At 74.6% G+C, this 19,031-nt stretch carries 14 protein-coding genes and 1 pseudogene; 8 read left to right on the top strand and 7 right to left on the bottom strand.

Annotated elements, in window-relative coordinates:
- Positions 1–2,492 (top strand): WD40 repeat domain-containing protein (locus ACTWPW_RS57695; protein ID WP_443174063.1); only part of this gene is annotated, 2,492 nt, incomplete at its 5' end.
- Between the two features lie 36 nt (positions 2,493–2,528).
- On the opposite strand, the gene ACTWPW_RS57690 is transcribed toward ACTWPW_RS57695, so the two are convergent.
- The 3 genes from ACTWPW_RS57690 to ACTWPW_RS57680 all read right to left on the bottom strand — a co-directional run bounded on the left by ACTWPW_RS57690 (position 2,529) and on the right by ACTWPW_RS57680 (position 6,795).
- On the bottom strand, positions 2,529–3,650 hold the full coding sequence (locus tag ACTWPW_RS57690; RefSeq protein ID WP_443174062.1) for a cobalamin-independent methionine synthase II family protein: 1,122 nt from the start codon (positions 3,648–3,650) through the stop codon (positions 2,529–2,531).
- A gap of 83 nt (positions 3,651–3,733) precedes the next feature.
- Complete coding sequence (locus ACTWPW_RS57685; RefSeq protein ID WP_443174061.1) at positions 3,734–6,082, bottom strand: FtsX-like permease family protein; 2,349 nt, start codon at positions 6,080–6,082, stop codon at positions 3,734–3,736.
- Positions 6,079–6,795 (bottom strand): ABC transporter ATP-binding protein, encoded by a 717-nt coding sequence (locus ACTWPW_RS57680; RefSeq protein ID WP_375112222.1) that lies wholly within the window; start codon positions 6,793–6,795, stop codon positions 6,079–6,081. The genes ACTWPW_RS57685 and ACTWPW_RS57680 overlap by 4 nt, the downstream gene beginning before the upstream one ends.
- Before the next feature lie 130 nt (positions 6,796–6,925).
- On the opposite strand from ACTWPW_RS57680, the gene ACTWPW_RS57675 reads away from it, so the two are divergent.
- A complete protein-coding gene (locus ACTWPW_RS57675; RefSeq protein WP_443174060.1) occupies positions 6,926–7,834 on the top strand; it encodes a sensor histidine kinase in 909 nt (302 codons plus the stop codon).
- Between the two features lie 92 nt (positions 7,835–7,926).
- Positions 7,927–8,611: pseudogene (locus ACTWPW_RS57670) on the top strand (response regulator).
- Here ACTWPW_RS57670 and ACTWPW_RS57665 read toward each other — a convergent pair.
- Positions 8,592–9,209 (bottom strand): hypothetical protein, encoded by a 618-nt coding sequence (locus ACTWPW_RS57665; protein WP_375112225.1) that lies wholly within the window; start codon positions 9,207–9,209, stop codon positions 8,592–8,594. The pseudogene ACTWPW_RS57670 and the gene ACTWPW_RS57665 sit on opposite strands and share 20 nt — an antisense overlap.
- Positions 9,210–9,334: 125 nt before the next feature.
- Between ACTWPW_RS57665 and ACTWPW_RS57660 the strand changes: the two genes are divergently transcribed.
- Complete coding sequence (locus ACTWPW_RS57660; protein WP_443174059.1) at positions 9,335–12,643, top strand: hypothetical protein; 3,309 nt, start codon at positions 9,335–9,337, stop codon at positions 12,641–12,643.
- Between the two features lie 30 nt (positions 12,644–12,673).
- Here the strand turns inward: ACTWPW_RS57660 and ACTWPW_RS57655 are convergent, their stop codons facing one another.
- Complete coding sequence (locus ACTWPW_RS57655; protein WP_375112227.1) at positions 12,674–14,218, bottom strand: alpha/beta hydrolase; 1,545 nt, start codon at positions 14,216–14,218, stop codon at positions 12,674–12,676.
- A gap of 233 nt (positions 14,219–14,451) precedes the next feature.
- Here ACTWPW_RS57655 and ACTWPW_RS57650 point away from each other — a divergent pair, with 233 nt between their 5' ends.
- Positions 14,452–15,351 (top strand): LLM class flavin-dependent oxidoreductase, encoded by a 900-nt coding sequence (locus ACTWPW_RS57650; RefSeq protein WP_443174058.1) that lies wholly within the window; start codon positions 14,452–14,454, stop codon positions 15,349–15,351.
- Here ACTWPW_RS57650 and ACTWPW_RS57645 read toward each other — a convergent pair.
- Positions 15,348–16,172, bottom strand: a complete 825-nt coding sequence (locus ACTWPW_RS57645; RefSeq protein ID WP_375112229.1) for a phosphotransferase — start codon at positions 16,170–16,172, stop codon at positions 15,348–15,350. The two genes, ACTWPW_RS57650 and ACTWPW_RS57645, sit on opposite strands and share 4 nt — an antisense overlap.
- Before the next feature lie 102 nt (positions 16,173–16,274).
- On the opposite strand from ACTWPW_RS57645, the gene ACTWPW_RS57640 reads away from it, so the two are divergent.
- Together ACTWPW_RS57640 and ACTWPW_RS57635 are read left to right on the top strand one after the other, a co-directional pair.
- Positions 16,275–16,844, top strand: a complete 570-nt coding sequence (locus ACTWPW_RS57640) for a hypothetical protein (RefSeq protein ID WP_443174057.1) — start codon at positions 16,275–16,277, stop codon at positions 16,842–16,844.
- A 109-nt stretch (positions 16,845–16,953) separates the two neighbouring features.
- Complete coding sequence (locus ACTWPW_RS57635) at positions 16,954–17,211, top strand: hypothetical protein (protein WP_443174056.1); 258 nt, start codon at positions 16,954–16,956, stop codon at positions 17,209–17,211.
- Positions 17,212–17,293: 82 nt separating this feature from the next.
- On the opposite strand, the gene ACTWPW_RS57630 is transcribed toward ACTWPW_RS57635, so the two are convergent.
- Positions 17,294–17,875: a DinB family protein gene (locus ACTWPW_RS57630; protein ID WP_375112232.1), complete on the bottom strand. Its 582-nt coding sequence runs from the start codon at positions 17,873–17,875 to the stop codon at positions 17,294–17,296.
- 148 nt (positions 17,876–18,023) lie between these two features.
- Between ACTWPW_RS57630 and ACTWPW_RS57625 the strand changes: the two genes are divergently transcribed.
- On the top strand, positions 18,024–19,031 hold a 1,008-nt coding region (locus ACTWPW_RS57625; protein WP_443174055.1), incomplete at its 3' end, for a cytochrome P450.

The following is a 19,031-nucleotide window of genomic DNA, read 5'->3' as shown; positions in this document are numbered from 1 at the left end:
GGCTCGGCGTCCTCGCGCGGGTGCGCTCGGCGGCCCGCTACTGGCGCGACCACGGCCGCCGCGACGGCGACCTGCCGCGGGGCACCCTGTTCGAGCAGGTGACGACGTGGGCCGCGGCCGGCCGTACCCGGATCGAGCTCGACGACCTGGAGCGGGCCTTCCTGGAGTCGGCGCTGCGCGCGGCCGCCCGCCGCGAGCGCCGCCGCGGTACGGTGATCACCGTGCTGGCCGCGATGGTCGCCGTGCTCCTGACCGCCGCCACGGGCCTGGTGCTGCGCAACATCGCCGCGGACGCCGAACGCGAACGCGCCCGGGCACAGCGCGACCAGGCGCTCAGCCGCCAGCTCGTCGCCCAGAGCCAGGCACTGGCGATCACCGCGCCCCAGACCGCCAGACTGCTGGCCGTGGCCGCCGGCCGGATCGTCCCGCCGTCGCCCGAGACCAGGGCGGCGATCCGCGCGGCCACGGCCCGCCCGCAGCTCGCGGTGCTGGGCGGGTTCCCGGGCGAGGTGCACTCCGTCGCCTTCGGCCCCGACGGCGCCACCCTCGCCGCGACCGGCCGGGGCGCGCCGCTGCGGATGTGGGACACGACCCGGCTGGCCCCCGTGGCGTGGCCGGTGGCGGGCGGCGAAGGGGACGAGGACGGGATGGCGGTGGCGTACAGCGGCGACGGCACCCGGCTGGCCGTGGCCGGCCCGACCGGACGGGTACGCGTCTGGGACACCGCCACGCGCCGCGGCTGGACCGGCGGCGAGCGCACACCGTGGACCCGGCAGTGGGCCGCGTTCAGCCCGGACGGCAGCCTCCTGGCCACGGCCGGCGGCTCCACCGGCGCGTCCCGGCTGTGGGACGCGGCCTCGGGCACGCCGGTGGCCGCCCTGCACTCCCTGGAGGGTGCGCCGGGGCCGGTCGCGTTCAGCCCCGACGGCACCCTCATCGCCGCCGCCTACCCGCGCGGCCCGATCAGGACGTTCGAGGTCGCCTCGGGCAGGCTGACGGGCGATCCGCTCGAACCCGCCGCCGGGAGCGTCACGCCGGAGCCCCGGGAGGAGGTCGCCGCGCTCGCGTTCAGCCCGGACGGCAGGCTCCTGGCCGGCACCACGGGCAGCGAGCGCATCCAGCTCTGGGACGTCGCCACCAGGCGCGTCGTGGGCCGCCCGCTCACCGGCCACACCGGCCTGATCACCTCGGCGGCCTTCAGCCCGGACGGCGGCGTCCTGGCCACCGCGAGCCAGGACGGCACGATCAGGCTCTGGGACGTGCGCGGCCGCCGGCCCCTGGGCGACCCGCTGACCGGCCACACGCACGCGGTCAACGCCGTCGCGTTCAGCCCCGACGGCGGGGTGCTGGCCAGCGCGAGCGCCGATGCCACCGTACGGCTGTGGCGGCTCCCGCGCGGCACCCGCCACCGGCTCACGCTGATCGGTCCGGAAGGCGGCCAGGTCCCGGCCGACCGGCCGGTCCCGCCCCGCTGGTACGAGCGCCCGGACACCACCCAGGCCGTGCTGAGCGCCGACGCCGGCCGCCTCGTGGTCCAGCCGTACGACGGCAGCCGCGCCGGCTACGGGAGCATCTGGTCATGGGACGTGCGGTCGGCCCGATGGCGCGGCGAGCGGCTGCGCATCCGGCCCGACGATCTCGTGGACGGCGTGGCCCTCGGCCCCGACGGCCACTCGCTGGCCGCCTCCGGCTCCTTCGACGACGACCGCGGCCTGAACACCACCATCCTCGACGGCCCCGCCTCCGTACACGGCCGCCCCCTGGCCTACGGCCCGGACGGCCGGCTCCTGGCCACGACCGGCCCGGACGCCTCGGTCCGGGTCTGGACGCTGCCCGACGGCCGGGCGAGCGGCGCGCCCCTGGCCGGGCATCCGGCGCGGGTGACGGCGGCGGCCTTCAGCCCGGACGGCGGCACCCTGCTCGCCGTGGGCACCGCGGACGGGTCGGTGCTGCTGTGGGAGGTGGCGACAGGCCGGCAGCGCGGAGTGCTGCGCGGCCACACCCTGCCGGTCACGTCGCTGGCCTTCGGCCCCGGCGGCGCGCTGCTGCTGTCGGGCAGCGAGGACCGGACGGCCCGGCTCTGGAAGGTGTCCACCGCCCGGCCGCACGGCGGGCCCCTGACCGGTCACACCGGCCAGGTCCAGGCCGTGGCCTTCGCCCCCGACGGGACGTACCTGGCCACCGGGAGCCTGGACCGCACCGTACGGCTGTGGGACACCGCCACCGGCGTTCCCCTCGGCCCCGCTCTGACCGGCCACGGAGGCGAGGTGCGGGCCCTGGCGTTCACGGGTGACGGCAGGACCCTGGTCGCCGCGGCGGCCGACCTCGTCCAGGTGACCGGCGACGCCTACGCCGTCTGGGAGTGGGACACGGCGGCGCTCGCGGCGGACGCCTCGGCGACCGCGTGCGCCCAGGCCGCCCGCTCCCTCACCCGCGAGGAGTGGACGGCCTTCGTCCCCGGCCTCCCGTTCCGCGACCCCTGCCACAGGTGACGTCTGCGACCAGTGACGTGTGTCATGAGGGCCGGGTCAGCCCCAGACCATGCGCGCCGTGTCCACCACGAGCTCCAGCTTGCGCCGCTGCTCGTCCACGGTCAGCAGGTTGCCCCTGGCGGTGGAGGCGAAGCCGCACTGCGGGCTGAGGGCGAGGTTCTCCATGGGCACGTACTTGGCCGCCTCGTCGATCCGGCGGCGCAGCTCGTCCTGCGACTCCAGCCGGGGCACCTTGGAGGAGACCAGCCCGAGCACGACGATCGTGCCCTGGGGGACGAAGCGCAGCGGCTCGAACCCGCCCGCCCGCTCCGTGTCGTACTCCAGCAGGAACCGGTCCACCGGCACCTCCCCGAACAGCCGCTCGGCGACCGGCTCGTAGCCGCCCTTGGCGGCCCACGCGCTGCGGTTGTTGCCGCGGCAGATGTGCATGGCGACCGTGACGTCCGGGTTGGCCTGCTTGGCCGCGCGTACCTGGGCGGCGTCGATCGAGACCGTCAGGTCGAGGAGGGTCGCCGGGTCGGGCGCGGCGGCCCCGAGCACGCGGGCGCGGAAGCCCGGGTCGATGAGGTGGTTGTAGCTCAGCGAGTCGAGCTGGATCCAGGTCACCCCGCGCTCCAGCAGGCCCTCGATCTCCGCGACCCGCAGGGGGAGCAGGTCGCGCAGCAGGTCGCCGGGCGTGGGGTAGGCCTCGCCGCTGACGTCCGGCAGCCACAGGAGGTTGCCCATCGAGGCGCTCATCATGGTGATCTTGTACTGGCCGGGGGCGTGCCGGGCGAGGAAGCCGGCCTCGACCGCCGTGGAGTTCGCCTTCTGCGTGAGCTTGCCGGTCGCGGCCACCATGTCCCACGAGGTCTCCTCGGGCGGCACCTCCTCGCCGTCGCCGCGGAACCAGGCGGTGGAGGGCAGCTCGATGGGCGACACCCCGCCGAGCGACTCCAGCAGCCCGGCCATCCAGGTGTCCCGTCGCGCCTCGCCGTCGGTGAAGACCTCGATCCCCGCCGCGCGCTGGAGCTCGATCGCGGCCAGGGCGGCGCTGTCCTCCAGCCGGGTCAGCTCCTCGTCGCTCATCTCGCCCCGCTTCCTGGCCTGGCGGGCCAGCAGCAGCTCGGGCGGGCGCAGGAGACTGCCGACGTGCTCGGCGTGGTAGGTCGTGGGCATCTTTCCTCCCGGAGTCTCGCAGACGGTCCGTGGGATCAGCCTCCACCGCCCGATCTGGCCCGTCCACCCCGGGAACGCCGCCGTCACTCGTTGTGCAGCACGGTGGCGATGGTGAGCCGGGCCGCCGACCGGGCCGGCACGTACGCCCCCAGCACCGCGATCGCCACCCCCGCCAGGGTGAGCAGCGTGAGCATCGGCAAGTGCCAGACGTCGACCATGAACGCCGGCAGCGTGACGCCCGCCGCGCCGGCCATGGCGGGGACGACCAGGCGGTGCGCGGCGACGCCGATCGGCACGCCGAGGAGCCCGCCCGCCACCCCCAGGGCCGCCATGGACGTCACCATCATCACGGTGACCTGGCGCGGCGTCATCCCGATGGACTTCAGCATGCCGATGTCGCGCCGCCGCTCCCGGGTGTCGAGCACGACGGTGTTGAGCACGCCCAGCGCGGAGACCGTGCCCAGCAGCAGGGTGAGCACGGACGCGAAGCCGATGACGGCCACGGTGGTCTCGTCGGTCCGGCTCTTGGCCACCGGGTAGAGGCCGGGGTCCGCCGCCCTGACCGCGGCGTTGTAGGACTCGACCGACGTTCCCGGGGCCAGGCGGACCTCGTACTGGGTGGCCCTCTGGGTGGGCGCGAGCGCGGTCAGCGTCTGCCAGTCGGCCTGGACGAGGTCGGCGGAGCCGTCCATCGTGACGCCGACGACGGTCGCCTCCGCGCGCCCGCGCCCCAGGGACAGGGAGACCCGGTCGCCCACCGCCAGGCCGTGCTTGCCGAGGAACGCCGAGGGCGCCACCACCTCCCCGGGGCCGCTCAGCCAGCGCCCCTCGACGAGCGTCTCGCCCAGCGTCGCGGAGTCCCCGCGCAGGAACCGGCCCATGATGGGCTCCGGGTAGCCGGTGAGGTGCAGGTCGATCCACGCGTCGGCGGTCACGTGCACCGCGCCCGGCAGGGCGCTCAGCAGCGCCTCGATCGCGGCGTCGTCGTGCCGGGGCGGCGTCTCGCGCTGGCGGGCCTGGCCGGTCTGGACGATGGTGTGCACGTACCCGACGCGCTGGGCGGCCTGGCCGTACGCGGTCATCGTGGTGGACAGGCCGGTCGCCAGCGTCACCGTGGCCGCGCCGAGCACGACGGCCGCCAGCGTGAGCGCGGTACGGCCGGGCCGCGCGAACGGCAGCCCCAGCCCCAGACTGACCGCCCGCGGCAGCCGGGCGCCGGACAGCAGCCGCTGCACCCGCCGCCCCCTCCCGGACCGGCTCGCGCCGGCCGCGCTGATCGCCACGGCGGACGGCACCCGGCGCGCGCGCAGCGCGGGCACCAGCGCGGCGAGCATGACCACGGCCGGCATGCCGGCGAGCGTGGCCGCGTACACCCAGGGGCTGACCGCGACGCTGAACGTCCCGGCCCCGACGTCGTCCAGCAGCGGCCGCGCGGCCAGCCCGCCCGCCAAGGTCCCGAGCGCGCCGCCCGCCACCGCCGGGACCAGCACCATCGTCAGGTAGACGGCGACGACCTGGTTCGGCGTGAAGCCGAGGGCCTTGAGCACCCCGATGTGCCGGAACCCGGCCACGACCGCCCCGCTCACCACGTTCGCCACGATCAGCACCGCCACCACGAGGCCCAGAACGCCGAACCCGGTCAGGAACGGCAGGTAGGTCGAGGCCATGCGGTTGGCGTCGCGCTTCACCGTCAGGTACGACCGCGTGCCCAGCAGCGCGCCGGCCGGCAGACCCGCGGTGATCGCGGCCGTCCCGCGCCGGACCTCGGCGTCGGTGGCCGCGCCGTCCAGGCGGTAGAGCATCTGGAGGGTGCCCGGGCGCAGGGCGGCGGCCTGCTCCGGGGTGACCCACGACTCGCCGCTCCTGCTCACGCTGCTGGCCAGCCCGACGATGGTGAACGTCGAGCCCTCCCGCACGGTGAACGTCACCCCGAGCAGGAACGAGAAGTGGGAGTTGGGCGGCCGGCTCAGCACGATCTCCCCGGGGCGGGCCGGCCAGCGGCCGGTCCACAGGTCCACCCGGTCCACCGGCCCGCCGGGGGCCGCGCGGCCGGTGACCGAGAGCGGGCCGGGCGGCAGGTGCTCGAACGAGTCCGGGATCGTGACGGCCGCCTGCGCGAACGGCCCCGCCACCGCCTCGACCCCCGCCGCGCGCGCACCGCCCGCCAGCCGGGCCGCCGAGACCTTCCCCGCGTCGTACGCCGCCACCACGTGGGCGCCACGCTGGGCCGCGAACACCCGCTCGAACGGCGCCGACACGCTCTCCAGCAGGCCCAGCGCGACCACGATGGTCACGGTCGAGCAGAACACCACGACCCCGAGCACGACCGTCTGCACCCTCCGCCGCCGCACCGCCCCCCGCGCGGCCCGCCACACCGGCCCCACCCCTGCGAGGACCGCCTCCGCGAGCCCGGACTTCCGCGCCGCGCTCATGAGGTTCCCTCCAGCCGCAGGCTGTGCCCGCCGGCCACCCGCCCGTCGGCGAGCTCGACCAGGCGGCCGGCGCAGCGGCCGGCCAGCTCCGGGTCGTGCGTGACGATCAGCAGCGTCTGGCCGATCTGGTTGAGGTCGATCAGCAGGTCCATCACCTGCTCGCCGGAGCGGCTGTCCAGCGCCCCGGTCGGCTCGTCGGCCAGTAACAGCGCCGGCCGGTTCATCAGCGCCCTGGCCACGGCGACGCGCTGCCGTTCGCCGCCGCTCAGCGCCGCCGGGTAGGAGTCCTTCCGCTCGGCGATGCCGAGCTCCTCGAACAGCTCCAGCGCCCGGTCACGCGCCTGCCGCGCCGGCGTGCCGGTGAGCTGGGCGGCCAGGGCGGCGTTGTCCAGCGCCGGCAGGTCCTCGATGAGGTTGAAGAACTGGAAGATCATCCCGATCCGGCGGCGGCGGAACAGCGCGAGCCCGGTCTCGTTCAGCGTGCTCAGGTCCTGGCCGTCCACCTCGACCGTGCCCCGCGTCGGACGGTCGAGGCCGGCGATCATGTTGAGCAGCGTGGACTTGCCGCACCCCGACGGCCCCATCACGGCGACGGCCTCCCCGGCGTGGACCGCCAGCGACACGCCGTCCAGGGCCCTGGCCGCGCCGTACTCCTTGTGGACGTCCTCCAGCCGCACGACGAGCCGCCCGCCGGGGTCGTGGTGAGAGTTCATGGTCAGAACCTAGGTTCCGGACCGCCGCGCGGGCATCCCGCCCCGGATGTAACCGGGGGCTGCCGTCATCCCGTGGATGTAGGGCCCCGGGAGGATGCGGATCACGGGCGGCGCAGGCGAGGATTGTCCGGTGTGGGAATGGCTGATCGCCGCTCTGGTGCTCGCGTGCGGCACCGCGGGGTGGCTGGCGGTGGCGCTCGTACGGACGCGGCGGCGTTACCGGGCGGCGCTGGGGGAGCAGGGCCGGCTGCTGGACCGGGAGCGCGAACGGGCGGCCCGCACGGCCGTGGACGCCGAGCGCGCCCGGATCGCGGCCGAGCTGCACGACATCGTCAGCAACAACGTGAGCCTCATGGTGGTGCAGGCGGGGGCCGCCCGTGAGGTCCTGCCCACGATGCCGGGCGAGGCCGAGAGCGCGCTCAAGGCCGTCGAGTCGGCCGGCCGCGACGCCATGACCGAGCTGCGGCACCTGCTCGGCCTGCTGGCGCCGGCGCAGGACGGCTCCGACGACGGCGACCCGGCGGACCTGGCGCCGCAGCCGGGGCTGGGCCAGCTCGGGGCGCTGGCGGACCGGATCGCGTTCGCCGGGCTGCCGGTGGAGGTGCGGGTCTCGGGGGAGCCCCGCCCGGTGCCGGCCGGGATCGACGTGACCGCGTACCGGATCGTCCAGGAGGCGCTGACGAACGCGCTCAGGCACGGCGTGGGCGGGGCGCGGGCGGAGGTGAGCGTGCGTTACACCGACCAGTACCTGCGGGTGGAGGTGCTCAACACCGGGCCCAGCGTGCTCACGGGCGCCGCCCGGCGAGCGATCGCCTCCGGTGAGCGCCCGGGCGACGCCGACCGGATGGGTTCCGGGCGGTCGGGCGGCGGGCGGTCGGGCGCTGAGCGGTCGGGCGCTGAGCGGTCGGGGCGCGGGGCGGGGCGCGGGCTGCTGGGACTGCGGGAGCGGGTCGCCGTCTACGGCGGCGACCTCGACGCGCGCCGGCGACTCGGCGGAGGCTACCGCGTACGCGCCCGGATCCCGCTGGAGCGCCCATGACCAGCGCGGACGCGGCCAGGAGCCGGACGGAGGCGGTGGAGGGCCGGGCGGAGGCGGTGGAGGGCCGGTCGGACGCGGGCGGGCCCCGGGTGCTGATCGCCGACGACCAGGAGCTCGTCCGGGTCGGCTTCCGCCTCATCCTGACCGCGCGCGGCCTCGACGTGGTCGGCGAGGCCGCCAACGGGGCGGAGGCGGTGGCGGAAGCGATCAGACTCTCCCCGGACGTGGTGCTGATGGACATCCGCATGCCCGGCATGGACGGCCTGGAGGCGGCCCGCCGCGTCCTCGCCCACGACCCGCACTGCCGGGTGATCATGCTGACCACGTTCGACCTCGACCGGTACGTCTACGCCGCTCTCACCCTCGGCGCCAGCGGCTTCCTCCTCAAGGACGTCACCCCCGAGCACCTGGCCGCCGCCGTACGCCTGGTCAACACCGGCGACGCGCTCCTGGCCCCCTCGATCACCCGCCGCCTCGTCGAGCGCTTCGCCGCCGCCGACCGTTCCCCCGGCCCGCCGGTCCCCCGCCCTCCACAGCGACCTCGCCGCCCTGACGCCGCGCGAGCTGGAGGTGCTGACGCTCATGGGCAAGGGCCTGTCCAACGCCGAGCTGGCCTACGCGCTGACCCTCAGCGAGGCCACCGTGAAGACGCACGTCGCCCGCATCTTCGCCAAGCTCGCCCTGCGCGACCGCGCCCAGGCGGTCGTGCTCGCCTACGAGACGGGCCTCGTCGCGCCCATGGCCGGGCAGGCCGACCTCAGACCAGGCCCACCATGAACCCCTCGTCCTTCACCCCCAGGTACGCCCCGGGCCGGTGCTGCCGCATCGCCTGCTCGATGACCGGGATGTACTTGGGGTTCGACCCGAGCGGCAGCCGGTAGCCGTTCTTGACCGTGTGGAACTCCCACAGGTGCTCCATGTCCCGATGGCGGGCGCGGAAGCCCTGATCGGCGGGGAACAGGTCGAGCCGGACCATGGTCTTGCGGAGGAGGTGGTCAGCGGGCTTGACCCGGCGCTGCCGCGTACGCGAGATGCCCACCCCGGACAGCTCCGCCCACGCCACGGCCCACGGCCGGCCCTGCGGGTCGTCCCAGCGCACGCCGAAGGCGTCGAGGACCAGCCTGCGCGGCCGGCCGATCCTCTTCCAGGCGATGACCGGCAGCAGGCCGATGAGCAGGAAGACCAGCCCCAGGACCGCGACCACGACCGCGGTGCCGGTCCCGCCGGTGACCTGCCCGGTCAGCGCCGAGAAGATCGCGAGGAGCCCGATCACGCCCGCTATCGAGCCGCCGACCAGCGCCTTGACCTTGGCGTCGGCGCCGACGTCGATCACCACGGGAGCCGGGTGAGGGGCGTTCTGCGGGGGTTGGTGCATGGGAGGCCACGTTAGTCGCGGTCGGCAGCCGTACCGTCACGCTTCCGCGTTTTGCGAAACATCTCCATGAACTTGCCCGGGCCCCGGACCGTTGATCCGGGAAACGACGGCGGAGGGGGACATACGTGACACAGACGGGGGCGGTTCCCGGCGCGGACGGCTGGATCGAGCGGGCGGCGGACGTCGACCGGGTCGTGGCCGCGCTGACCTCGGGGGAGAGCGGTCTGGTGATGGTGGTCCCCGAAACGGAAGGCGTCGAGGGGATGGGCGTCACCGCCGTCGTGGCGGCCGCGCTGCGCCGTGCGGAGGTGGCCGAGCGCTACCCCGAGGGCATCGGGTGGGTGAGCGCCGGCGGCTCACACCCCGACAACTGGATCGACGAGCTGACCCAGGTGCTGGAGCGCCTGCACGGTGAGGACATGGAGCTCTACTCCTGGTTGGAGGGGCACGATCTCCTGGGCCTCGCCCGCGACGAGGAGGCGATGAACGGGCTCCTGGAAACGGAGATCTTCACGCCCGGACCCCGCCTGGTGGTGATCGACGGGCTGCGGCACGCGGGCCTGGTGCTGGCGATGGCGTTCGCGGCGCCAGGCTGCGCCTGGCTGGTCACCGCGCGGGCGGCCGACGAGCCGCCGCCGTTCGCGATCACCGTGCGCATCGGCGCGATGACCGTCCAGGAGGGCGCCGCGATGCTGCGCCGTGACCAGCCCGCCCTGGACGAGGGCACGGCCACGCGGCTGGCGGAGCTGACCGGCGGCTGGCCGCTCGCCCTGGCCATGGCACACGGGGCCATCATCAGCCAGGCCGGCACGGGAGAGCCCGCCACCGAGCCTGCCGCTGAGCCCGTCACCGAATCCGCCACCGAATCCGCCACCGAGTCCCCTGCTGAGTCCGCCACCGAGGTGGCCGCGCGCCTGGTCGCCGGGCTGCCGGAGCGGACCGACCTCGCCGACCCCGACTCGCGGGCGGCGCTGATCGGCGCGATCGTCGACCACTCGGTCGGCCGCCTGCGCGACGTGGACCCGGCCGCCGCCGAACGGTTCCTGCACCTCGGCCTGTTCGGCGCGGGCGAGGCCATCCCCATCGGCGTGGCCGCCATGTTGTGGAGCTCGGGCGGGACCATGACGGGCGGCCGGATCGGCGCGCTCATCGCCCGGCTGGAGAGCCTGCGCCTGATGAGCCGCCGTACCGATCACCCGGTGCTCGTCCTCGCGGACGCCGTCGGCGCCCGCGTCCGCGAGCTGCTCGGCCCGGAGGGTCTGCGGCGGGCGCGCCGGACGCTGGCCGACGCCGACCCGGACGAGACGCCCGAGGGCTGGGCCGACCTGCCCGGCACTGAGGAGTGGATGCTGCGCAACCTGGCCGGGCTGTACGCCGACGCCGGGGACGAGGAGCGGCTGGAGTCGCTGGTGTGCGACGTGACCTGGCTGTCGACCCGGATCCACCACTCCGGGGTGGAGGCGGCCCTGGAGGACCTGGACAGGTCGGGCACCGCTACGGCCGAGCTGCTGCGGCTCACCCTGGCCGGCTCGTCCCACCTGCTCGAATCGGCACGCGAGCTGGGCGTGAGCGTCGTGCCCACGCTCGCCGCCCGCCTGCACGCGACGCCGGACAAGGGCGAGGAGGCCCGCCGGTGGCTGGCGGAAGGGGGCGGGCCGTGGCTGGAGGCCCGCTGGACGCCGCCGGACCTGCCGCATCCGGCGCTGCTGGCCACGTACCACAGCCCGGCGGAGCAGCTGCTCGACCTCGCCATGGTCCCGGACGGCTCCTGGGTGGCCGCCGCGGGCGACCGGGGGCGGGTGCTGCGCCGGCGCGTGGACGGCACCCGCATGGAGAGCCTGCTCCCGCACGACACGCGGGTCACGTCGGTCGCGGTGGCCCCCGGCGGCGCCTGGCTGGCCACGGCGAGCTGGGACGAGACCGTCCGCCTGTGGGAGCCGGACGGCAAGCCGCGCGCCGTGCTCGACGACCTGCCCGGCGACGCCGAGACCGTGGCGATCGCACCGGATGGGACGTGGCTGGCCGCGGCCGGGGAGGGGTTCCTGCGCTTCTGGAACGCCGACGGAACCCCGCGCGCCGTCCTGGACGACGCGAGCGGTGCGTACGAGCGCATCGCCATCGCCCCCGACGGCACCTGGCTGGCCGCCGTCGGGCGGGGCACCATCGAGCTGTGGAACGCCGACGGCACCCGCCGGCCGATCGCCCGCACGAGCGAGACGAGCGCCGAGGCGGTGGCCATCGCGCCCTCGGGCGAATGGCTGGCGATGATCACCGGGCCCGGCAGCCTCCTCCTGCTGAACGCCGACGGCAGCCCGCGCGGCGAGCTCGACAGCGTCTTCTACCACGGCACCGGCCTGGCCATCGCCCCCGACGGCCGCCGGCTCGCCGTCGGCGACTTCGACGACGACATCGTCATCATGGACGTCGACGGTTCGGTGCGGGCCCGGCTGAACGCCCACACCAAGGCGATCACCGGCCTGGCGATCACGCCAGACGGCCGCCGGCTGGTCTCGTCGAGCGAGGACGGCACGATCCGCGTCTGGGACATGGACCGGGCCGTACCCCAGGGCCCCGCGGACCGGCCCCGCGGGCACGATCTGCACGCCGTCGCGATCGCCCCCGACGGCTCGTACCTGGCCACCGCCGGGCCCGACGGGTTCACGCTCTGGGACCCCGACGGCGGCGTACGAGCGCAGGGGCCCGACGAATGGACGTGGAGCGTGGCCGTCGCCCCTGGCGGCGCGTACCTCCTCACCGGCGACCACGAGGGACGCCTGCAGCTGTGGGACCCGGACGGGACCCTGCGCCGGACCGAGCAGCTGCCCTCCACCAGGTCCATGGCCAACGTGCCGTCGGTGGCGATCTCCCACGACGGCGGCTGGACGGTCGCCGCCGTGAACGACGAGGTACGGGTCCTGACCCCGGAGGGATCCAGGGTCCTGGAGTCGTACGACGAGGACGTGAGAGCGGTGGCCATCGCGCCGGACGCGTCCTGGGTGGCCGTCGCGTCGGAGCGGGACGTGCGGCTGTGCAGGCCGGACGGGCGGCCGACGGGAGTCCGGCTGGAGGCGGAGAGCATCGTCAAGGCCGTCGCCGTCTCCCCGGACGGCCGGTACGTGGCGGCGGCCACGACCGACGGCGCCGTCGAGCTGTTCGACGTCGAGGGCGGGCCGGACGGGGAGGGCCAGGGGGAGCGGGTGGCCCGGTTCGGCCACGACGACCGGCTGACCGGCGTGGCCTTCTCCCCGGACGGCGCCTGGCTGGCCACCACCGCGCGGAACGGCTGCCTGCGGGTGTGGGAGGTGGCCACGCGCAGCTGCCCGGCCGCGATCGTGGTGGACGGCGAGCTCAGCTCCTGCGCGTGGTTCCCCGACGGGTCGGGACTGTGCGCGGCCGGCGCGGCGGGCCTGTTCGGCTTCACCTACCACTGCTGATCGGGGGCCTCGCCGAGGCCCCCGATCCCCTTACGACAGCGCGTACGTCCAGCCGGGCATCCCGGGCACCGGCCCCGGGAACGGGCGGGCCCGCAGCGGGCTCACCTCGGCGGGCGGCACCGCCGGGCACCTCGCGCCCCGGTCCGGCGCGGTGAGCGAGGTCAGGTAGCCGTCGATGGCGCCGGTCGGGCACTCGCCGCGCCCGTAGATGCCGTGCCCCCACCCCTCGTACGTGAGCAGCCGCGCCTCGCGCCCGATCTGGCGCGCCGCGTTGACCGCCCACGGGTAGCCCGTGGCGGGGTCGTGCAGGGCGTTGCCGAGCAGCAGCGCGGGCGTGCCGGACACGCGCAGGCGGTGCTGCGGGTTCGGGATCGGGGCGGGCGTGCCGAGGCAGGCGACCGTGATCGGGTGGCCCGCGCCGCTGATGAGCATGTCCGGCGCGATGGCCGCCGACCTGCGCAGGTGCCGCGCGTAGTCCCGGTAGTCGCGGATGGGCAGCAGGTAGTCCTCGCAGAACACCTGGGTGGCATCGTTGATCACCTGGTCCGCCGTGGCGGCCGGGGGCGTCAGGATCGCCCGCGCCGCCTGCGCGCCGCTGTCCAGGGCGGCGAGGAACTCGGCCAGCTCCTTGAACGCCGGGCCGTAGAAGGCGCCGAACGCCTGCTGGATGAGGTTCAGCCTGCTCAGCTTGACCCCGGGAGCGCCGGGGAACTCCAGCTCGCCCCGGTCGGCCCGGGCCAGCAGGTCCCGCCACAGCGCCCGGACGTCCCGGCCGTGCAGGGCACACGAGGCGGTCCGGTCGCACCAGGCGACGAACTCCGCGAAGGAGTCCTGGGCGGCCCACGACTCGGTGTCGAGGAAGGCCGTCGTGCCGAGGCTGTGGTCCATGTTGCTGTCGAGCGCGAGGGCGCGCACGCGGCGGGGGTAGCGCTCGGCGTACAGCTGGCCGATCAGGGTGCCGTACGAGACGCCGTAGTAGGTCAGCTTGTCGTCGCCGAGCGCGGCGCGCAGGGCGTCGAGGTCGCGTACGACGTTGCCGGTGTGCACGTGGTCGAACAGCGGACCGGTGCGCTGCCGGCAGTCCTGCCGGTAGCGCTCGTTGTAGGCCAGCAGCGCCTCGAAGTCGGCCTGGCTCTTGATGGACAGCAGGTCGGGCGCCTGCACGGCGAGGTCCAGCGAGCACTGGATCGGGTGGCTGAGCCCCACGCCGCGCGGGTCGAAGCCGACCACGTCGAACCGGCTCGTGAGCTCGGGCGTGAGGCCGAGCCAGTCGTCCAGCACGGCCTGGACGCCGGAGCCGCCGGGGCCACCCGGGTTGATCACGAGGGAGCCGATGCGGGCGGCCGGGCCGGTGGCCTTGCGGCGGGCCAGCGCGAGCTCGAACGTCTCGCCGCGGGGCTTGGCGTAGTCGACGGGCACGGTCAGCGTGCCGCACTCGGCCGTGGGGTCCTCCGCGCAGGGCGCCCACGAGATCGTCTCCGCCGCCGGCGCCGCGGTGGCGGCGGCCGCGGCCGGCGGCACCAGGGGCGCGGTGAGCGCGCCTAAGAGGCTGATGGTCAGGACAGTTCTTCGCATGTCTCGTCCAATCCTCGGTCATTCGACCATGGACCGGATCGCCCGCGAGAACATCCGACTCCAGGAGGAAACAGCCTGTCATCCCCGGGTACAGGACGCGTCCGCCGGCCGCTCACCGCCTTCGTCGCAGGCGCGTGGAATGCCCGCGTGCGACATGCTGTTGTGCCACTCGTCTGATATCGAGATTGTCTGAGCGACAACACATCTGTCCCTCGGGCGGAGGGGGAGGGCACATGCCTGACTACGGCCACGACCTGCTGTTCGGGTCCTTCATCACGCCGGCGAACGCCGCGCCGAAGGAGGTCGTCTCGCTGGCACAGGAGTCCGAGGCCGCGGGGCTGGACCTGGTGACCTTCCAGGACCATCCGTACCAGTCGGCCTTCCTCGACACCTGGACGCTGCTGTCCTACGTCGCCGCGCGGACCGAGCGCATCCACCTGTCGGGGAACGTCGTCAACCTCCCCCTCCGCCCGCCGGCCGTGCTGGCCAGGGCCGCGGCCAGCCTCGACCTGCTGAGCGGGGGCCGGTTCGAGCTGGGCCTCGGCGCGGGCGGCTTCTGGGACGCGATCGAGGCCATGGGCGGGCGCCGGCTGACTCCCGGGCAGGCGGTGGACGCGCTGAGCGAGGCCATCGACATCATCCGCGGCGTCTGGGACGCGGGCAACAAATCGATCTTCCGGGTGGACGGTGCGTACTACCGGGTCGAGGGAGCCAAGCGCGGTCCCGCCCCGGCACACGACATCGGGATCTGGCTGGGGGCGTACAAGCCGAAGATGCTCCGCCTCGTCGGCGCCAAGGCGGACGGCTGGCTGCCCTCACTGCCGTACATGCAGAGCCTCGACCAGCTCGCCGAGGCCAACGCGGTCATCGACGAGGCCGCGACCGGGGCCGGGCGCGACCCCGCCGCCGTCCGCCGCCTGCTCAACGTCGGCGGCCGCTTCGGCCCGCGCAGCGACCGGCTCCTGTCCGGCCCGCCCGAGCAGTGGGCCGAGCAGCTCGCGGCGCTCACCCTGGAGTACGGCTTCTCCGGCTACGTCGTCATGGGCGACGACCCGGCCACCATCCGCACGTTCGGCCAGGAGGTCGCCCCGGCCGTGCGGGAACTCGTGGCCGCGGAGCGCGCCGCGAGCTAGGCGAGGTCCCACAGCAGCCGGTAGTAGGCGATGCGCTCCGGGTCGGGATCGATGCCGTAGCCCTCGTACACCCAGCTGTCGCACCCCGGCCCGTAGTCGTGCTCCGCGCTCCACGCCCCCACGGCGAGGTCCGCCCACCGGTCGGCGACGCCGAGCGAGCCGAGGTCGACGTGCGCGGCGACCGTGCCGTCGTCGTGCAGCAGCGTGTTCGGCACGCACGGGTCGCCGTGGCAGACCACCAGCCGGTCGATCGGCGGCGGCGCGTCCAGCCGCGCCCGGGCTTCGGCGAGAGTGAGCCGCCGGTGCTCGGGGGCCCAGTCGGCCGGCCCCTCACCCTCGGCGATGCGCTCGTCGGCGCGCGGCAGCCGCCGCGCCACGCCCCAGTCGAACGGGCACTCCGCGACGGGCAGGGAGTCGTGCAGCAGGCGCAGCCCCCGGCCGATCGCGGTCGCCGCGACGACCGGGTCGGCGGCCCAGCGCCGGTCCACCGCCGGCACCCCGGGCACCGCCTCGGTCACCAGCCACGCGCCCGCGCCGTCCGCGCCGTGTTCCAGCACCGGTGGCACGCGTACCCACCGTGCCGCCCAGGCCAGCCGCTCCGCCTCGGCGGCCAGGTCGATCTCCGGAGTGCCCGCGGCGACCCACTTGACGTATCGCGCCCCTCTCCCGCCCCCGCCGCGCGTGTCGTCGAGGCGGAACGTCAGCCCGCCCAGCTCGTTGCGCCACACGGGGGTGATGGCGTCGCCCCGCGCCAGCGCGGTGACGACCGCCGGGACGGCGACGGCGCCGTCGGGGATCTCGGAGTCGGCTGGAATCCTCACAGGAACGGGATCCTCGCAGGTGGCCGCGCCGGCCCGCAAAGGATTTCCGCCGGCGCGCATCGCCAGTGCCCTGCCCGTGCGGGCGGGAGCATAATCGGAGCCATGCGCGTGGGGATAGCCCATCATTTCGGCTGGGCCGTGGCCGTCACGGCGTCGTCCGGCCACCGGGTGGTGGACCGCCGGCGGATCGACCTGATCGAGCCCGGCATGCCGGCGGCCCCCGTCCACCACGAAGGCAAACCTCTCGACGACGCCGCGGCCGCGGAACTGGTGGCCCGGGTGCGGGCCTCGGCGTTCCGGGCGACCTCCGCCTCACTGGACGACCTGGCCTCCGCACTGCCCGGACCCATCGTCTCGCTCTCGCTCCGGGCCTGGCCGCTCGACTTCCCGGACGACCTCGCCGTCCAGCGCCGCACACCGTACGAAGCCCGGGCGGACTCCGTCATGTACCGCCAGATCCTGGCCGAGCTCGCACACGCGCGGGGCTGGGCCGTCCACTTCTATGACGCCAAGGACGTCGAGGCCCGGGCGGCCGGAATCCTGGCCGGGCGGGCGGCCGAGACGCTCCACGGCCCGCGGGCGGCACTGGGGCCGCCGTGGACGAAGGACCACCGAATGGCACTCGCGGCGACGATCGTGGCCGCCGAATTTCCGGCCGCGCCGATCCGGTGAATCAACATATTGATCGACATGAATGCGCGTCGCCGAGCGCGTACTATTACCTGGAGCCGAATTGGTCGCCTTCCTATCGTGGGAATCACTCTCACGGAAGGAAGAGATCATGCGTAAGCTCCTGGCAAGCGGTGTCCTCGCCGCTTCCTTGACCCTTACGGGTCTTGTCACTGCCGCTCCCGCCCAGGCGAGCGCCACCGCCGGCACCACCACCATGAGTGAGACCACCGGCTGCCCCCAGGGCTACTACTGGCACAAGCACTGGTACAAGAAGTGGTACAAGGCCGGCCACTGGTGGAAGGGCCACTACCACAAGAAGGGCCACTACCACTACTCGTACAAGTGGCACTGCCACAAGAAGCGCTGATCCGCTGAAAAAAGGGGCCCGCCGATATTTGATCGGCGGGCCCCTTTTCTCGCGGGAGAATGCAGTGATTCCTTCAGCGCATTCACTGACCGATGCGACCGTCGATCCGCTCGCGCAACAGGTCGACGTGGCCCATGTGGCGGCCGTACTCCCAGACCATTCCGACCAGCGCCTCGCGCAGCGACATCGTCCCGCCACCGCTGCCGTGCAGATTCAACGGATCGTCGGCGGTGATGTCGAGACTGGGCGCCTCGGCCACGAACCGCGTGGCGAAGTCCACCTCCGCCCGCCAGGCCTCCCACGCCTCCGCCACCACCTGAGGGTCGGGAACGGCACCGTCGAAATCACCGTCACGGTTGGTGTCGGAGCAGTAGAGCTTGGGCACGTCCTGGCCCGCCATCAGCACCCGGAACGTCGCCCGCTCCACCTCGGCCAGGTGCCGCACCAGCCCCAGGAGCGACATCGTCGACGGCTCGACCGACCGCCGCGCCATGGCCTCCGCATCGAGCCCCTCGCACTTCATCTCCAAGGTGAGTCGTGCGCAGCGCAGGGATTCGGCCAGCGTGGCGCGCTCGTCGCCCAGCGTGGGCCCGTGCTCACGCGGATCGTCGTCGGATGGCTTGCCGTCCGCGGTGAACATGTCGGCTCGTCGTGTCGTGGCCATGGCCGCCATCATCGGCGATGCGCCTGACGCCCACAACCGAATATCGACGCCCGCGAGACCGGGCCGGCCTCGGTTTGACCTTGACGCGACGTCAACGTCTTGACTGGTCGCAGGCAAGCACCTGACCACCGGAAAGGCGTGTACCTCGATGACCCTGCCGTTCGACCGTCCCGGCCCCCTCTCGCCCCCTCCCGAGTACGCCCGGCTCCGCGAGACCGCACCCGTCGCCCGGGTACGAACCCCCGACGGCCGCCCCGCCTGGCTCGTCACCTCCTACGACGCCGTCACGACCGTCCTGTCCGACCGCCGGTTCGGGCTCGCCCCGCCCGGCACCGCGTACCCCGGCAACGACACGCTGTTCCAGGACGGTGCCGCGCACGCGCGCCTGCGGCGGCTGGTGTCGAAGGCGTTCAGCCCGCGCGGCGTCGAGGTGCTGCGCGGCCGTGCCGAGCGGCTGGCGGACGAGCACGTCGCGGCGCTGGCCACGGCCGGGCCGCCCGCCGAGCTGGTGGCGGGGCTGGCCGCGCCGCTGTCGATCACGGTGATCGGTGAGCTGCTCGGCGTGGAGCTCGGCGACCGCGACCGGTTCCGGGCCGTGACGGACGCGGCGAGCGGGGCCGACTTCGTGTTCGGGACCGAGGAGGAAGTGGCCCGGGCCGCCCGGGGGTGGGAGGGGCTGGCGGCGTACGCGGCCACGCTGGTCGAGGCCCGGCGCGAGGCTCCCGGGGACGACCTGCTCAGCTCGCTCATCGCCGTACGGGACGCCGAGGACGGGCGGCTCAGCGACGGCGAGCTCGTCGCCATGACCGCCACCATCGTCTCCGCCGGCTACCTGTCGGCCCGCAACGCCATGTCCACCGCCGCCCTCCGGCTCCTCACCGAAGGACGGCTGGCCGGCCTGGCCGGCGCCACCCCGGAGGAGCTCGGCGCGACCGTCGAGGAGGTCCTGCGCATGCAGGCCGGGCTGACCGGCGAGCCCTTCCCCCGGTACGCGCAGACCGGCCTCGACCTGGCCGGGGCCGCGATCGCCGCCGGTGACCTGGTGCTGGTACGGCTCGAAGCCGCCCACCGCGACCCCCGCCACTTCGCCGCCCCCGACACCTTCCAGCCGGAGCGGCGGTCGAGCCCGTCCCTGGTGTTCGGCCACGGCATGCAC

The organism is Nonomuraea sp. KM90, assembly GCF_052246675.1.
Classification (GTDB): Bacteria; Actinomycetota; Actinomycetes; order Streptosporangiales; family Streptosporangiaceae; genus Nonomuraea.
Note: the sequence above shows the minus strand (reverse complement) of the source record. Positions and strands in the feature narration are given on the sequence as shown.

What these genes read in the sequence shown, in the direction of transcription:
- ACTWPW_RS57690 (WP_443174062.1), bottom strand. Translation starts at nt 3,650, where the DNA reads ATGCCCACGACCTACCACGCCGAGCACGTCGGCAGTCTCCTGCGCCCG.
- ACTWPW_RS57630 (WP_375112232.1), bottom strand. Translation starts at nt 17,875, where the DNA reads ATGGCCACGACACGACGAGCCGACATGTTCACCGCGGACGGCAAGCCA.
- ACTWPW_RS57635 (WP_443174056.1), top strand. Translation starts at nt 16,954, where the DNA reads ATGCGTAAGCTCCTGGCAAGCGGTGTCCTCGCCGCTTCCTTGACCCTT.
- ACTWPW_RS57680 (WP_375112222.1), bottom strand. Translation starts at nt 6,795, where the DNA reads ATGAACTCTCACCACGACCCCGGCGGGCGGCTCGTCGTGCGGCTGGAG.
- ACTWPW_RS57650 (WP_443174058.1), top strand. Translation starts at nt 14,452, where the DNA reads ATGCCTGACTACGGCCACGACCTGCTGTTCGGGTCCTTCATCACGCCG.
- ACTWPW_RS57640 (WP_443174057.1), top strand. Translation starts at nt 16,275, where the DNA reads ATGCGCGTGGGGATAGCCCATCATTTCGGCTGGGCCGTGGCCGTCACG.
- ACTWPW_RS57655 (WP_375112227.1), bottom strand. Translation starts at nt 14,218, where the DNA reads ATGCGAAGAACTGTCCTGACCATCAGCCTCTTAGGCGCGCTCACCGCG.
- ACTWPW_RS57665 (WP_375112225.1), bottom strand. Translation starts at nt 9,209, where the DNA reads ATGCACCAACCCCCGCAGAACGCCCCTCACCCGGCTCCCGTGGTGATC.
- ACTWPW_RS57685 (WP_443174061.1), bottom strand. Translation starts at nt 6,082, where the DNA reads ATGAGCGCGGCGCGGAAGTCCGGGCTCGCGGAGGCGGTCCTCGCAGGG.